Raw genomic sequence first — 14,542 nt, forward strand, 5'->3', positions numbered from 1 at the left:
GTAGAGATGCGCGCCGGAGGTTTCTGGCGCTCCAAAGGTGCGAATGATAGCACAGGGGAGATGAGAGATGATGCGCAGAAGATGTAAAAGATATGTATAAACGAGGAGCGATGGGAGATCCCGGCGTCGCTGCGCTCGGCCGGGCTACGAGGTGGTGCAAAATGTAGGCCGGACAAGCGTAGCGCTATCCGGCAATGTGCGTCGGGTGGCCTACAGGCCGCCGCGAATCAAGCCGCCGAGGCCACGGCGCTCCATAAACGCCGCCACCTGATGGCGCACTTCGGTGGCCATTTGCGCGTCGAGACTGCGCCGCGCCAGGGTTTCAGCATCTTCGAGGTCGATATTACGCAGCAGGTACTTCACGCGCGCCACCGAGCGGCCGTTCATCGACAAATGACGGAAACCCAAGCCCACCAGAATGGTGACGCACATCGGGTCGCCGGCCATTTCGCCGCACAGGCGTAAATCAATGCCGTAGCGATCGGCTTCCTGGACAATCATCGACAGCACCCGAATCATGCCAGGGTGCAGGCTGTCATACATGCTGGCGACGCGCGTGTTGTTACGGTCTACCGCCAGCACGTACTGGGTCAAATCGTTGGTGCCCACCGAAATGAAATCGACGCGGTTTGCCAGATTTGGCAGCATGAAGATCATCGACGGCACTTCCAGCATGATCCCGATCCGCGGTTTTGGAATCGCGTAGCCGATCATCTCTTCCACTTCACGACCGGCACGGTCGATCAGGCGGCGTGCTTCGTCCACCTCTTCCAGGTTGGTGATCATCGGCAGCAGGATGCTGAGGTTGCCGGTTGCCGCGTTAGCACGCAGCATCGCGCGCACCTGGATCAGGAAGATCTCTGGCTGATCGAGCGTTATGCGGATGCCACGCCAGCCAAGGCACGGGTTCTCTTCGCTAATCGGCATGTACGGCAGCTGTTTGTCCGCGCCGACGTCGAGCGTTCGCAGCGTCACGGGTTTGTCGTTAAACATCTGCAGCATGCCCTGATACTGCGCGACCTGCTCCTCTTCCGATGGGAAGCCGCTTTGCAGCATAAACGGAATTTCGGTACGGTAGAGGCCGATGCCGTCAATGCGACGACCCAACTTTTGTTCATGTTCCGGGCTTAAACCGGCGTTAAGCATCACTTTCACGCGCTCGCCGCTTTTCAGTTCGGCCGGGCGCTCAACGTCCCCTTCCGCCAGGCGGCTCAGCTCATTTTCTTCGCTGATGAGGCGCTGGTATTCCTGCACCAGGATAGGTTCGGGGTCGACCAGCAGTTCGCCGCGATAGCCATCGACCACCAGCGTGCGCCCATGAAGGATCGCGGGCTGAATATCCGCCCCCATTACCGTCGGAATGCCCAGCGCACGCACCATGATCGCCGCGTGGGAGTTGGCGGCGCCGTCACGAACGACCACGCCCGCTAACCGATCTTGCGGAACTTCAGCCAGCGTCGCCGCAGAAAGCTCGTCGGCCACCAGCACAAAGCGCTCCGGCCAACCGTTAGCGCCTTGCGTGGTGTCATCAAGATGGAACAGCAATCGCTGCCCAAGCGTGCGCAGATCGCCCGCCCGTTCTTTCAGGTAGCCATCGCTCAGCGCGGCAAACTGTTCGGCGAACTTCTCGATGATTTTCTTCACCGACCATTCGGCAACCGAGCCTTTATCCACTTCTGCAAACAGCTCGCGCCGCAGGCTGGCATCAGAGAGCAGGTGTGAATAGAGGTCAAAAATCGCCGCCGTCTCTTTTTGCGCGCCGGCGGCATAGCGTTTGCTGTAGCGACGGAATTCGTTCGCCGCCTCTTCCAGCGCGCCGGTTAAGCGCTCGCGCTCAAGCGCGGTGTCCAGCGAGGACGCTTCGTAAACCTGCTCCATTAATGGCAGGGTAGCGTCCATCCAGCCTTCGGCTATCGCCACGCCCGGTGAAGCAGGTAGCGCGCGAATGCGCGTCTGACGATACTGACCAAACAGCGCCGTCAGCTGAGATTGAGAGAGGATTGCCGCCATTTGCGTGGCGAGCGTCACCAGGAATGACTCTTCGCTTTCGTCGAACTGACGCAGTTCACGCTGCTGTACCACCAGTACGCCAAGCAGTTGGCGGCGCTGAATAATCGGCACGCCAAGAAACGCGCGGAAGCGCTCTTCTTTTACTGAGGGAATGTATTTATAGCTGGGGTGTTTTTGCGCGTCGGCAAGGTTGATGGGTTCGGCCAGTCGGCCGACCAGGCCAACGATGCCTTCATCAAAGGCGAGCGTAATGGTACGACCCCGTGGCTTCTTCAGACCACGGGTCGCCATCAGATAAAAGCAGCGTCGATCGTTGTCGGCGAGATAGACCGAGCAAACCTCCGTCTCCATCGCGTGGCAGACGTCAGTGACCAGAATATCCAGCGCCTCGTTCAGACGAGGCGCACTCGCGACCTTCTCAACAATTTCGCGTAAGCGCGTGAGCATAATGTGCGTGGCTTAACCTCTTTTGCGTCGATAAGCAGGCGCGCTTTGCGGTTTTGGGGCGCTCTCCGCAAGCGCCATCACTACACTGGCGAACTCTTTCATCACCCGGCGGTAGACGTCGCGTTTAAACGAGACGACCTGACGTACCGGATACCAGTAACTCACCCAGCGCCAGCCGTCGAATTCCGGCGTGCTGCTGGTTTGCATATTGATATCCGCGTCATTGCCGATCAACTGCAAGAGAAACCACTTTTGTTTCTGGCCGATACAAACCGGCTTAGTGTCCCAACGCACCAAACGTTTTGGCAACTTGTAACGCAACCAGTTTCGGGTCGAAGCGAGGATCCGCACATCCTTGCGGCTTAATCCAACTTCTTCGAACAGTTCCCGATACATCGCCTGTTCTGCCGTCTCACCGGGGTTTATGCCCCCTTGGGGAAATTGCCAGGAGTGCTGACCATAGCGTCGGGCCCACATTACCTGGCCCTGACGATTGCAAATTACAATACCTACATTCGGGCGGTAGCCATCGTCATCAATCACCGGACTACCTCAAAATAAGCTTCAATGTGAATGATTGTTTCACACTCGCTGGAAACGGTAAACCACTCTATTACGCCACGACTAACGAATAACATTTGAATAACTCACAGTAATCATCAGAGTTATAAACAGAGAACCGCGCTTGCCGACGATTTTATTCACTTTTTCTGTGGATAGAGTTGTGAAGAAGTACGGAATTACCCAGGGAAAACCCAGAGTACTCTGAATAATCGCATGTCATCTTCAATCAGTAAAACGATATTTTTCATTATGTTATTATAGTTAATCCTGATGCATTAGCGCATAACGTGATGATCATCACATAGGCGATCCTTCAATTGATGAAAGATCGAGCAACGTTGGTTTTATCCACAGATTGTGCAAACATCTTAGGCATCTTTTGTGCGAAAATTCGATTTTCGTCGCACGTCAAGGCTGTAAATTGAAACAGTAGTAGGGCTTTTCCCCAGTTATCCCACTTTTCTGTGGATAACATGGTGTAAGATCCTGTTCATTGTCAGTGACCAGATTTGGAAAACCTTTTTCGACGTCATTTTTTCGTCGTTTTTTATCAAAAAAAAGGCATGATAATCATCACGTTGTCATATTTACCCAGAAAAAGTTAAACTCTATCCACACCCGGTAAAATTGTCGTTCATTTTTTCACCACAAGGCGCACCATCATGTCCACCCTTGCTCCACTTCGCGAATCGCCTAAAACCCAGGCTGAACTTCTTGCTCAGGCGCAGCGACTGGCGGGCTATTCGTTGGGTGAACTGGCGGCGATGGCTGGCATCGTCGCGCCGAAGGATTTAAAGCGAGACAAAGGCTGGATTGGCGTGCTGCTGGAGATTTGGCTGGGTGCCAGCGCCGGGAGTAAGCCCGAACAGGATTTCGCCGCGCTGGGCGTTGAGCTGAAAACCATTCCTATCGATTCCCAGGGTCGCCCGCTGGAGACCACCTTCGTGTGCGTCGCGCCGCTGACCGGTAACTCCGGCGTGACCTGGGAAAATAGCCACGTGCGCCACAAGCTCAAGCGGGTGCTGTGGATCCCGGTGGAAGGCGAACGGTCGATCCCCCTTGCTGAACGCCGCGTGGGCGCGCCGCTGCTGTGGACCCCAAGCGCAGAAGAAGAGCGTCAGTTACAGATGGACTGGGAAGAGCTAATGGATCTCATCGTTCTTGGTCAGGTGGAGCGTATTACCGCCCGCCACGGCGAAGTGCTACAGCTCAGGCCGAAGGCCGCGAACAGCAAAGCGCTGACCGAAGCCATTGGCGCGAAAGGCGAGCCCATCATGACCCTACCCCGCGGCTTCTATCTCAAAAAGAACTTCACCGCCGCCCTACTGGCGCGCCACTTTATGCTGCGGGTCGATTAATTTTTTTGTCCTGCCGCACAGCGGGATTATACTTCCCCCGCTGTGCGCGACCGGCACGCCTTCACCCTTCCTCTGACCGCCTGGAATGCGTTTCTGGGGAGGGTTTTGCATCGGTTGTCGCAACGCACCTCAACTATATCGATTAACGCTTTCGTTTTATTTGGCAGGACTTATCTAATGTTATTTGCATGGATCACCGACCCCAATGCCTGGCTTGCACTCGGCACGCTGACGATTCTGGAAATCGTTCTGGGGATCGATAATATTATTTTTCTCTCTCTGGTTGTTGCTAAGCTCCCTACCGCGCAGCGTGCGCATGCCCGTCGTTTGGGGTTAATGGGGGCCATGCTCATGCGCCTTGCGCTGTTGGCCTCGATTGCCTGGGTAGTCAAACTCACCCAACCGCTGTTTACCCTGTTCGGTCAGGCGATTTCGATTCGCGATCTGATTTTACTGCTTGGCGGGCTGTTCCTTATCTGGAAGGCCAGTATGGAAATTCATGAGTCTATCGAAGGCGATGAAGAGAGCCTAAAAACGAACGTTCATTCGTTTTTGGGCGCGATCGTGCAGATTATGATGCTGGATATCATCTTCAGCCTTGATTCGGTCATTACCGCCGTCGGTCTTTCCGATCATCTGTTTATTATGATGGCCGCCGTGGTTATTGCGGTTGGCGTGATGATGTTCGCAGCACGCTCAATTGGCGAATTCGTCGAAAGACACCCATCGGTGAAAATGTTGGCCCTGTCGTTCCTGATTCTGGTGGGCTTCACGCTGATCCTTGAAAGCCTCGATGTCCATGTGCCAAAAGGCTATATCTACTTCGCGATGTTCTTCTCTATGGCAGTAGAGAGCCTTAATCTGCTGCGAAGTAAGAAAAATAAACATTAATCAATCATCAACAGCCCTCAATTGAGGGCTGTGTCCGGTTTTTTTAAGATTTTCCTGCTTTATGCTGTGCCTTAGGTCGGTTATTACTAAACTATTAAGAGCGCGGCGATGAAGGGGATAACGATGACAAAATGGGCAGTGTTGATTTCCGCAGTAGGTTTAGCCTTTGCAGTTTCCGGCTGTAGCAGCGATTACGTGATGGCCACCAAAGACGGTCGGATGATCCTGACCGACGGTAAGCCGGAAGTCGATGACGACACCGGGCTTATCAGCTATGAAGATCAGCAAGGTAATAAGATGCAGATCAACCGCGACGACGTGTCGCAAATTATCAAACGATAATCAGAGAGGTCAGCCGCCTGCTGGCCTTTTTTCATTTTCTGCTTTCCCTTTTTCTCCCCCTCTGCCATTTTTATATTCCTTTGTCAGGACTCTTTCCTGACGCTGTTGATAAAAGGAAGCCGGCTTATGCAGTACCACCGTATCCCCCACAGCTCGCTTGAGATAAGCACCCTCGGGCTTGGCACAATGACGTTTGGTGAACAAAATAGCGAAGCCGACGCCCATGCACAGCTTGATTATGCCGTTAGCCAGGGCATTAATCTGATCGATGTCGCCGAGATGTACCCCGTTCCTCCGCGCCCGGAAACTCAGGGCCTTACCGAGACCTATGTCGGTAACTGGCTGGCCAAGCACGGCAACCGCGAGAAGCTGGTGATTGCTTCCAAGGTGAGCGGCCCTTCGCGCAACAACGACAGCGGCATTCGCCCCAACCAAGCGCTGGACCGTAAAAACATTCGCGATGCGCTGCACAACTCGCTGACGCGCCTGCAAACCGACTATCTCGATCTCTACCAGGTACACTGGCCACAGCGCCCGACCAACTGCTTTGGCAAACTGGGCTACACCTGGGCCGACTCCGCGCCGGTAGTGTCGCTGCTGGAGACGCTGGAAGCGCTCACCGAATATCAGCGCGCCGGGAAGATTCGCTATATTGGCGTATCCAACGAGACGGCATTTGGCGTGATGCGCTATCTGCATCTGGCGGATAAACACGACCTGCCGCGCATTGTCACCATCCAGAACCCGTACAGCCTGGTGAACCGTAGCTACGAAGTGGCGCTTGCGGAAGTGAGTCAGTTTGAAGGCGTTGAGCTGTTGGCTTACTCCTGCCTGGCCTTCGGGACGCTCACCGGTAAGTACCTGAACGGCGCGAAGCCTGCGGGTGCCCGTAATACGCTCTTTAGTCGTTTTACCCGCTACAGCGGTGAGCAGACGCAGAAGGCGGTGGCGGCATACGTCGATATCGCCAAACGCCATAACCTCGACCCGGCACAAATGGCGCTGGCGTTCGTTCGCCGTCAGCCGTTCGTTGCCAGCACACTGTTAGGTGCAACGACGATGGAGCAGTTGAAAACTAACGTTGAGAGTCTGCATCTGGAGTTAAGCGCGGACGTGTTAGCAGAGATTGAGGCGGTGCATCAGGTTTATACCTACCCGGCGCCTTAAGTTCGAGCGGTCCCGGGGGTCGCTGCGCTCGCCCGGGCTACATTTATAGCCGTAGCCCGGCCAAGCGAAGCGCCGCCGGGCTCACATCAGCGGCGTTTACCCCACAGCCACAGCGCGAGAATTGCCAGCGCAAACAGCACGCCAAAGCCAATCCCCACGCCGACCACCGGAATATTCACCGCCACCGCCAGCGAATAGAGCCCCAGCATAATCAGCATCGCGCTGTTTTCACCGAGGTTTTGTACCGCGATCGCATTACCTGAACCCACGGTCTGTTTGCCGCGGTCCTGCAGCAGCGCATTGAGCGGCACCACGAAGAAGCCGCCGCAGATACCGATGATAAATAGAAGTACGTACGCTGGCAGCAGCGCCTGCTGGAACGCAAAAATGGCAACAACCACGCCAATCAACACCCCGGCAGGCATACAGCGTGCCACGGTTTCAAGCGTCACCAGCTTTGCCGCCGCCCCCGCGCCAACCACAATCCCGACGGCGACCATCGCATTCAGATAGGTCGGCGTCGCGTTATCGGTAATCCCCAATGCCACCGGCACCCACAGCACCAGCAGGAAACGCAGTGTCACTCCGGCTCCCCAGAACATACTGGTGCCGAGCAGTGAGAAACGCGTTTCACCGTTATGCCACAGTACGTTGCAGGCATTGAAGAAGCTGCGGGTCATTGGGCCAAAACGCCAGGACTGCCCGGGACGGGCCGCCGGTAATTTGGGAATGAAAATGTTGGCAACCACCGCACCGCCATACACCACGGCACAAAGCGCCAGCGCACCCACCACACTCCAGTCAGCCACCACGCCACCGGCCACCGAGCCAATCAGGATGGCGGCAATGGTGGAGGCTTCCATCAGACCGTTCGCTTTCACCAGCTTATCGCCAGTGGTGATTTCACCCAGGATGCCGTACTTCGCTGGCGAGTAGGAGGCTGCGCCAATCCCCACCAGCGTGTAGCCGATAAACGGGTTCATACCTGCGCAAATTGTTGCCGCACCAATCAACTTCAGGCTGTTGGCGAACATCATCACCCGGCCTTTGCCAAAGCTATCCGCCACCTGGCCGACAAACGGGGCAAAGATGATGTAAGCGCCCACAAACACCATTTGCAGCACCGGCTGGCTCCACTCGGGATAAAACTGCTGCTTCATGAGCGCCAGCACGGCAAACAGCAGCGCGTTATCGCCAAACGCCGAAAGGAACTGGGCGACAATGACCGCCATCATGCCTTTCGACAGCAGGGAGTTGTTAGTGTGTACTGACTCACTCATTCGGATGTTCCGTCTCTGCAACCATGCTCTTCAGGGTGACGAAATCCGGTTTACCGCTGCCAAGCAGCGGCAGCTGTTTAAGCCAGCGAATATCGCGGGGCACAGCCAGCTCCGGTACGCCATGGGCCCGCGCATACTGCAATAGCTTGTCGCGGGTCAGTTCATTATCGGTGGTAAACAGCACCAGCGCCTCGCCTTTGCTGGCGTCGGTTTTCACCGCGGTAGCATGCATCTTCTCAGGCGATACGCCCAGTGCTAGCTGCTCAACAATCTCTAGCGAGACCATTTCGCCGGCAATTTTGGCAAAACGCTTCGCGCGGCCCTGAATTTGCACAAAGCCCTGCGCATCAAACGCGACAATGTCACCGGTGTCATACCAGCCGGTTTCCAGTTCGCCGTGCTGATTCTCCGCCGTCGGCACTTCCAGCACGCCCGGATTTTCAACGCGCAGATAGCCCGCCATGATGTTCGGCCCCTTCAATTGCAGACGGCCGCCCTGCTCAATGCCCGGCACCTCCAGCAAACGCGCATCCATGCCCGGCAGAATACGCCCCACCGTGCCCGGCTTGGCCGCCATCGGCACGTTGATGGAAACCACCGGTGCGCACTCGGTCACGCCGTAACCTTCAAGAATTCGCAGGCCAAATTTGTCCTGCCAAAGTTCTTTGGTGCTCTGCTGCAGTTTTTCCGCGCCTGCCACGACATAGCGCAGACGATAGAAATCATACGGGTTGGCGAAGCGCGCGTAGTTGGCTAAGAAGGTAGATGTACCAAACAGCACGGTGCAGTTGCGGTCATAGACCAGCTCCGGCACCACGCGATAATGCAGTGGGCTTGGGTAGAGGAACACCTGCGCGCCGGTCAACAGCGGCGTGAACAGCCCCACCGTCAGGCCGAAGGAGTGGAACAGCGGCAGCGCCGACATAAAGCGGTCGTTGGCGGTGAAGTCGGCGATGGTTTTAATCTGCTCGACGTTTGCCAGAATGCTTTTATGGCTGTGTACCACCCCTTTCGGATGGCCTTCAGAACCCGAGGTAAAGAGAATAATTGCCGGGTCTTCCGGCTTCTGCGCAACCTGCGCCAGACGTGGCATCAGCACGCGAGAGAAGATCCACAGCTTATCGGCGGTGGTGACATCCCCTTTTAAATCTTCGAGAAACACCCAGCGAACCTGGGTGAGCTGCTCGGTCAGGTGCCAGAGCTTGCCTTTATCAAGGAAAGTGCGGGAGGTAAAAATGGTGCCAATTTGCGCGGCGGTAATCGCACTGGTGAGCCCTTTGACTCCGGCGGTGTAGTTCATCATGGCCGGAATACGCCCACGAGCGATAGCGCCGAAAATAACCGCCGCGCTGATGCCCGCATTCGGCAGCATCAGGCCAATCTTTTCACCCTGTTTGCTGTATTTCTCCAGAATTCGCGCCACAAACAGCGTTTTGGTCAGCAGCTTGCGGTAGCTATCCGGCTGGAAGTTAATGTCTTCCACGCACGGTTTTTTCTCGCCGTAACGATGCATTGCCGTGAGCAAAGATTCATACAGGGTTTCGCGCGGACGCACCGCCATGCGCGCTTCCATCATAATCTGGTGCAGCATTTCGCCGGCGATTTTGCGCCGGTCGCGCGCGCGCGGCGCTTCCGGCATCGGCAGTGTCGTTGGCGGCAGCAGATGCAGCGAGATGCGTGGGAACAGGCGCTGCTTCACCAGCCCCTTCAGGCGACTAAAGTGAGTCAGCTCCGCGCCTTCAATGCGTACCGGAATAATCGTCGCGCCAGACTTCGCCGCCACAAAGGCCGCGCCGTCATAAATCTTCATCAGCGAGCCGGATACCGAAATACGCCCTTCCGGGAATATCACTACCGGGCGGCCTTGTTCAATCAGGCGCACCAGATGCTTGATTGACATCGGTTTAGTGGGATCAAGCGGCACAAAATCGATAATGGGCGTCAGCCACCGCATAAACCATTTTTGCGAAATTGAGGTGTAGACGGCAAAAACCGGGCGAACGGGGAGAAATAACGCCAGCAGAATACCATCAAGAAATGAGACGTGGTTTGGCGTAATCAGCACCTTTGGCTGGCTCAGCGCCTCGGTGTTTCCCGTCATCCTGACCCGGAAGAGCACCTTAAATAGCTGTCGGAAAAAACAGAGAAGCATACAAACTCCTTTTGCCATAGTTTTGTCATTGAAGGTTACACGAGAAAACTGTGGAAAAGCAGTCCGGGACGAAAGTCAGGCAAAAAAAAACCTGCGCATCTGCGCAGGTCGGTGTAAGTGATGAAGTACGCAAGGCGTACCATGAAACATTCACCAATCAATACCTCTGGGACTGCTATTGTCGCGCCCTCCACACCCCGCAACCAGCGGAAAAGCGCAAGAGAATAAGCGCAAATGAAACGAGGTATTGCGATTGTCGGGAACTGTAACAGGCGGGCGCGAAGCAAAAAAAAACCTGCGCATCTGCGCAGGTTGGTGTAATCAAGTGGTCAACCTTGTGGGGCGACTTCACCTATCAATACCTCTGGGATAATCAGATTAGCAAGTCGCCTAACGCGTTCTCCAGCAGACATTCGCAACAGCATTTCGCAAAGTGTAAGCAAACGTTTGAATTCTCGCGTTTCGTTGCAGGGTTTCGCACAGCGCGGTGTCACTTTTCCTGGTAATGTCACTTCTGCATCATAATTGTGCAATTCACCACACCGCCATCCTTGAATAGCACGGGGATTTCCGTAACACTGTTGTGGTGTAAGCGTTTACCCTCAGAATTTTTGATTAAGGCATATTATGGCGACAATAAAAGATGTGGCCCGGCTTGCAGGCGTCTCCGTCGCCACCGTATCCCGCGTCATCAACAACTCCCCTAAAGCCAGCGATGCCTCGCGCCAGGCGGTCTCCGCCGCTATGGAAACGCTAAGCTATCATCCCAACGCCAACGCGCGTGCGCTGGCCCAGCAGTCGACCGAAACCGTCGGCCTGGTGGTGGGCGATGTGTCCGATCCCTTTTTCGGCGCCATGGTCAAAGCCGTGGAGCAGGTGGCCTATAACACCGGCAATTTTTTACTGATCGGCAACGGCTATCATAACGAAACCAAAGAACGTCAGGCCATTGAGCAGCTTATCCGCCATCGCTGTGCGGCGCTGGTCGTGCACGCCAAGCTCATCCCCGATGCCGAACTGGCTGATTTAATGAAGCAGATCCCCGGCATGGTACTGATAAACCGCATTCTGCCCGGCTTTGAAAAGCGCTGCGTGGCGCTGGATGACCGTTACGGCGCCTGGCTCGCCACCCGCCATCTGATTCAGCAAGGTCATACCCGCATCGGCTATATTTGCTCGAACCATACGATTTCGGATGCGGAGGATCGTTTACAGGGCTACTACGATGCCCTGAAAGAGAGCGGCCTGCCGTGCAATGAGCGGCTGGTGACCTTCGCCGAACCGGACGAGAGCGGCGGTGAACAGGCGATGACCGAACTGTTAGGCCGCGGCAAGCAATTTACCGCGGTGGCCTGCTACAACGATTCGATGGCCGCTGGCGCGATGGGCGTGCTCAACGATAACGGTATCGACGTACCGCAGGAAATTTCGCTGATTGGCTTCGATGATGTGTTGGTTTCCCGCTACGTGCGTCCGCGCTTGACCACCATCCGCTACCCGATTGTCACCATGGCCACTCAGGCGGCGGAGCTGGCGCTGGCGCTGGCAGAAAAGCGCCCGCTGCCGGATATCACCCATCTGTTCAGCCCGACGCTGGTGCGCCGTCACTCGGTGAGCTCACCGGCGGAAGACGTTAAGTCGTAGCGATAAAGGTGTACGGTGGTGTCCGGGTAATCCAGGGCATCGCCGATGTACTGCCAACCGAAGCGCTCATAAAAATCCCGGCAAGCCGAATAGAGGTGCAGCTGCGTAAACCCCTGCCGTGCGGCATAGGTCATCACGTGGCGCTGAAGCTGCCCCGCCAGGCCACAGCCGCGCGATTCAGGCGTGACATACAGCGCCGCCATCCACGGCCATAAATCCTGACGGCTAATTAAATCGCAGCGCCATAGGCCTACGGTCCCCACCACTTTCTCATCTTCAACGGCAATAAAGGTAAGCGGCAGTGTGCCAGGGATCTGGCTGTGTTCGATGATGCTGGCAAAAAAGGCGCGTGACAGACTCCCACCACCAAAAGCGTGCCACAGCCAGTCGGTCACCTGACCGGCGAAGTGCGGACAGTCATGCAGCGGCAGGATGGTCACATTACTTTTCCCTGGAAGATAGACACAGATTCAAACAGATAACCGTCAAAATCCGGCGCGTCTTCGTCAGACAGTTCCATCAGGCTATTTTTGACGTTCTCAAGATGTTGCCCCATCGCCTGCCAGGCCCCCATCACATCACGGCGACGCAGCGCGGCCAGGATGGTCTGTCGGTCTCCAAGCCACTTCAGCCGGTAGGTACGGCTAGCAATATGGGCATTGAACTGTTGCCACAGCGGGCTGCTGTCCATCTGGATCCAGACGCGTTCAATAGTCGACAGTAACATTTGGTTTTGCGTGGCTCCCGCCAGCACCAGATGGAATAGGCGGCCATTGTCCTGGCTGGTATCATTCAGCGCAATAGCCCGTTGTTCTTGCTCGATAATCTGTTTGAGGTTATCGATATCCGCGCGGGTTGCCATCTTCGCGGCGAAGGCGGCAATGTTGCTCTCCAGCAGTTGGCGGGCCTGCAGAATTTCAAACGGGCCAACGTCGCTGCTTAGCATCCGCTCTTCCTCACCGTCGCACTCCTGTGGAATGCGCATCACGTATACGCCGGACCCCTGGCGGATATCCACCGTTCCCTGAAGTTCCAGCATCAACAGCGCTTCACGCACGATGGTGCGGCTGACGCCGTAGGTTTCGGCGATATTGCGTTCTGGCGGCAGGCGCGACCCGACGGGATAGCGACCCTGCATAATCTGAGCGCGCAAATCATCGCCAATCTCCTGATAGGGTTTCTTTTCCGGCGGAACGGTAGCCTTCTCCACAATATCACCTGTACGTTATGCGAATATCGGCGCTATCTTAGCAAAAATTAGCGCCATTCATCATCGATATCCACCACCAGCTCGCGGCTGTCCCGTAGCTGCCGGAACCAGTTAGCTGAGGCTTTTGGCCGCCGCGCACGGTCGTTATTGAGGTCGATTTCAATCAGCCCATAGCGATTTTTAAAGGCGTTCATCGGCGAGACGTTGTCGGTAAAAGCCCACAGCATATAGCCATGGCAGTTAGCCCCGTCTTCTTTCGCCCGCAGCGTCTGCCACAGATGCTCGCTGATAAAACGGATGCGGTAGTCATCGGCAATCACGCCGTCGGCGTTACGGAACTGACCTTCATTTTCCACGCCCATACCGCTTTCAGCGACAAACCATGGAATATTGCGGTAGTCGTTTTTGATACGCATCGCCATGTCGTAGACAATCTGCGGGTAGATTTCCCAACCGCGCGAGTTGTTCATCTTACGACCCGGCAGTTCAAACGGTTCGTAGTACCAGGCCGGATGGAACGGCGTGTCCGGGTGCCAGGCACGCGACGGCGCTTTTACCCTGTGCGGGTAATAGAGGTTAATGCCCAGCTCATCGACCGTGTTGTCGCGGATAATCGCCAGCTCATCGGCGTGGTAGTCCCAGGTAACCGCGTGTTTCTCCAGCAGCGTGAAAAGCTCAGCAGGATATGTACCGTGCACCAGCGGGTCGAGGAATACGCGGTTGTAGAACAGGTCATACACCTCGGCTGCACGCTGGTCGTGAGCGGCATGAGAACGCGGATAGGTCACCTCAGGGTTGAGAATGCAGCCAACGGTTCCCGGGTAGCCTTTCTCGCGGAACAGCTTCACCACTTTCGCCGTGGCCAGCACCTTGTGGTGGTTCCACTGCATCCATTTCCCCGTATTTTGTTCATACGGCCAGCGCAGCGCGTCCAGATAGACGCGGGTCTGCACCACAATCGGCTCGTTAAAGGTAAACCAGCGCGTAACCTTGTGGTGATAGCGGGCAAACACCTGCTCAACGTAGCGCACGTAGAGCTCGACCACCTTTTTCGAGCCCCAGCCGCCGTACTGTTCCAGTAGGTAGCCCGGCAGCTCATAGTGCTCAAGACAGATCATCGGCTCGATACCGTTGACCAGCAGTTCATCAAAAAGCTGGTCGTAATAGGCGGCATACTCTTCATCCACCGTGACCGCCTCGTAGTCGGTTAAAAAGCGCGACCAGTTAATCGAGGTACGGTAGTGGGTTAAGCCCGCCAGCTTCATCAACTGCACGTCTTCACGAAAGCGGTTGATAAAATCGGTGGCAACAGCCGGGCCGTAGCCGTTGTGCCAGACGTGGCGATCGTTCTTGTACCAGAGATCGGGCCAGGAATCCTGCCCCGGTTTCTTCCCACTCCAGCCTTCCGTTTGCCAGGCCGAAGCGGCAGCCCCGAGAATAAAGTCATCGGGAATGGTCATCCGTTTTATGCTCATAG

The 14,542-nt window shown here is 55.8% G+C and carries 12 protein-coding genes and 1 pseudogene; 6 read left to right on the forward strand and 7 right to left on the reverse strand.

All coding sequences use genetic code 11. From position 1 onward, the window contains the following. Positions 1-210: 210 nt before the first annotated feature. Complete coding sequence (gene ptsP / locus GKAS_RS09935) at positions 211-2,457, reverse strand: phosphoenolpyruvate--protein phosphotransferase (RefSeq protein WP_035893960.1); 2,247 nt, start codon at positions 2,455-2,457, stop codon at positions 211-213. Between the two features lie 12 nt (positions 2,458-2,469). Continuing rightward, positions 2,470-3,000, reverse strand: a complete 531-nt coding sequence (gene rppH, locus GKAS_RS09940) for an RNA pyrophosphohydrolase (RefSeq protein ID WP_035893962.1) — start codon at positions 2,998-3,000, stop codon at positions 2,470-2,472. Positions 3,001-3,441: 441 nt separating this feature from the next. Between rppH and GKAS_RS25270 the strand changes: the two are divergent. The 5 genes and pseudogenes from GKAS_RS25270 to GKAS_RS09960 all read left to right on the forward strand — a co-directional run. Then, positions 3,442-3,540: pseudogene (locus tag GKAS_RS25270) on the forward strand (hypothetical protein); the annotation flags it as partial. A gap of 143 nt (positions 3,541-3,683) precedes the next feature. Continuing rightward, the gene (mutH, locus tag GKAS_RS09945) at positions 3,684-4,379 is read left to right on the forward strand and encodes a DNA mismatch repair endonuclease MutH (RefSeq protein WP_035893964.1); all 696 of its coding nucleotides are present in this window, start codon (positions 3,684-3,686) and stop codon (positions 4,377-4,379) included. A 177-nt stretch (positions 4,380-4,556) separates the two neighbouring features. After that, positions 4,557-5,270: a TerC family protein gene (locus tag GKAS_RS09950; RefSeq protein WP_035893966.1), complete on the forward strand. Its 714-nt coding sequence runs from the start codon at positions 4,557-4,559 to the stop codon at positions 5,268-5,270. 123 nt (positions 5,271-5,393) lie between these two features. Beyond that, entirely contained in the window at positions 5,394-5,612 is a 219-nt protein-coding gene (locus GKAS_RS09955) for a YgdI/YgdR family lipoprotein (protein ID WP_035893968.1), read from the forward strand. A gap of 126 nt (positions 5,613-5,738) precedes the next feature. Then, on the forward strand, positions 5,739-6,779 hold the full coding sequence (locus GKAS_RS09960) for an NADP(H)-dependent aldo-keto reductase (protein WP_035893970.1): 1,041 nt from the start codon (positions 5,739-5,741) through the stop codon (positions 6,777-6,779). Between the two features lie 86 nt (positions 6,780-6,865). On the opposite strand, the gene lplT is transcribed toward GKAS_RS09960, so the two are convergent. Beyond that, positions 6,866-8,059: a lysophospholipid transporter LplT gene (gene lplT / locus GKAS_RS09965; protein ID WP_035893971.1), complete on the reverse strand. Its 1,194-nt coding sequence runs from the start codon at positions 8,057-8,059 to the stop codon at positions 6,866-6,868. Further along, positions 8,052-10,211: a bifunctional acyl-ACP--phospholipid O-acyltransferase/long-chain-fatty-acid--ACP ligase gene (gene aas / locus GKAS_RS09970; RefSeq protein ID WP_035893973.1), complete on the reverse strand. Its 2,160-nt coding sequence runs from the start codon at positions 10,209-10,211 to the stop codon at positions 8,052-8,054. Before aas ends, lplT begins: the two co-directional genes overlap by 8 nt. Positions 10,212-10,838: 627 nt before the next feature. Between aas and galR the strand changes: the two genes are divergently transcribed. Beyond that, positions 10,839-11,855, forward strand: a complete 1,017-nt coding sequence (gene galR, locus GKAS_RS09975; RefSeq protein ID WP_035893974.1) for an HTH-type transcriptional regulator GalR — start codon at positions 10,839-10,841, stop codon at positions 11,853-11,855. Here the strand turns inward: galR and GKAS_RS09980 are convergent. The 3 genes from GKAS_RS09980 to GKAS_RS09990 are packed head-to-tail and all read right to left on the reverse strand — an operon-like array spanning position 11,816 to position 14,540. Continuing rightward, positions 11,816-12,295 (reverse strand): GNAT family N-acetyltransferase, encoded by a 480-nt coding sequence (locus tag GKAS_RS09980; RefSeq protein ID WP_035893975.1) that lies wholly within the window; start codon positions 12,293-12,295, stop codon positions 11,816-11,818. The two genes, galR and GKAS_RS09980, sit on opposite strands and share 40 nt — an antisense overlap. Then, a complete protein-coding gene (locus GKAS_RS09985) occupies positions 12,292-13,065 on the reverse strand; it encodes a GntR family transcriptional regulator (protein WP_035893976.1) in 774 nt (257 codons plus the stop codon). The genes GKAS_RS09980 and GKAS_RS09985 overlap by 4 nt, the downstream gene beginning before the upstream one ends. Positions 13,066-13,112: 47 nt before the next feature. Next, positions 13,113-14,540 carry a glycoside hydrolase family 1 protein gene (locus GKAS_RS09990; RefSeq protein WP_035893978.1) on the reverse strand — a complete coding sequence of 476 codons (1,428 nt, stop codon included), beginning with the start codon at positions 14,538-14,540 and terminating at the stop codon, positions 13,113-13,115. Between the last annotated feature and the right edge of the window lie 2 nt (positions 14,541-14,542).

Source organism: Kluyvera ascorbata ATCC 33433 (assembly GCF_000735365.1).
GTDB classification, from domain to species: domain Bacteria; phylum Pseudomonadota; class Gammaproteobacteria; order Enterobacterales; family Enterobacteriaceae; genus Kluyvera; species Kluyvera ascorbata.

What these genes read in the sequence shown, in the direction of transcription:
- ptsP (WP_035893960.1), bottom strand. Translation starts at nt 2,457, where the DNA reads ATGCTCACGCGCTTACGCGAAATTGTTGAGAAGGTCGCGAGTGCGCCT.
- mutH (WP_035893964.1), top strand. Translation starts at nt 3,684, where the DNA reads ATGTCCACCCTTGCTCCACTTCGCGAATCGCCTAAAACCCAGGCTGAA.
- GKAS_RS09950 (WP_035893966.1), top strand. Translation starts at nt 4,557, where the DNA reads ATGTTATTTGCATGGATCACCGACCCCAATGCCTGGCTTGCACTCGGC.
- GKAS_RS09955 (WP_035893968.1), top strand. Translation starts at nt 5,394, where the DNA reads ATGACAAAATGGGCAGTGTTGATTTCCGCAGTAGGTTTAGCCTTTGCA.
- GKAS_RS09960 (WP_035893970.1), top strand. Translation starts at nt 5,739, where the DNA reads ATGCAGTACCACCGTATCCCCCACAGCTCGCTTGAGATAAGCACCCTC.
- lplT (WP_035893971.1), bottom strand. Translation starts at nt 8,059, where the DNA reads ATGAGTGAGTCAGTACACACTAACAACTCCCTGCTGTCGAAAGGCATG.
- aas (WP_035893973.1), bottom strand. Translation starts at nt 10,211, where the DNA reads ATGCTTCTCTGTTTTTTCCGACAGCTATTTAAGGTGCTCTTCCGGGTC.
- galR (WP_035893974.1), top strand. Translation starts at nt 10,839, where the DNA reads ATGGCGACAATAAAAGATGTGGCCCGGCTTGCAGGCGTCTCCGTCGCC.
- GKAS_RS09990 (WP_035893978.1), bottom strand. Translation starts at nt 14,540, where the DNA reads ATGAGCATAAAACGGATGACCATTCCCGATGACTTTATTCTCGGGGCT.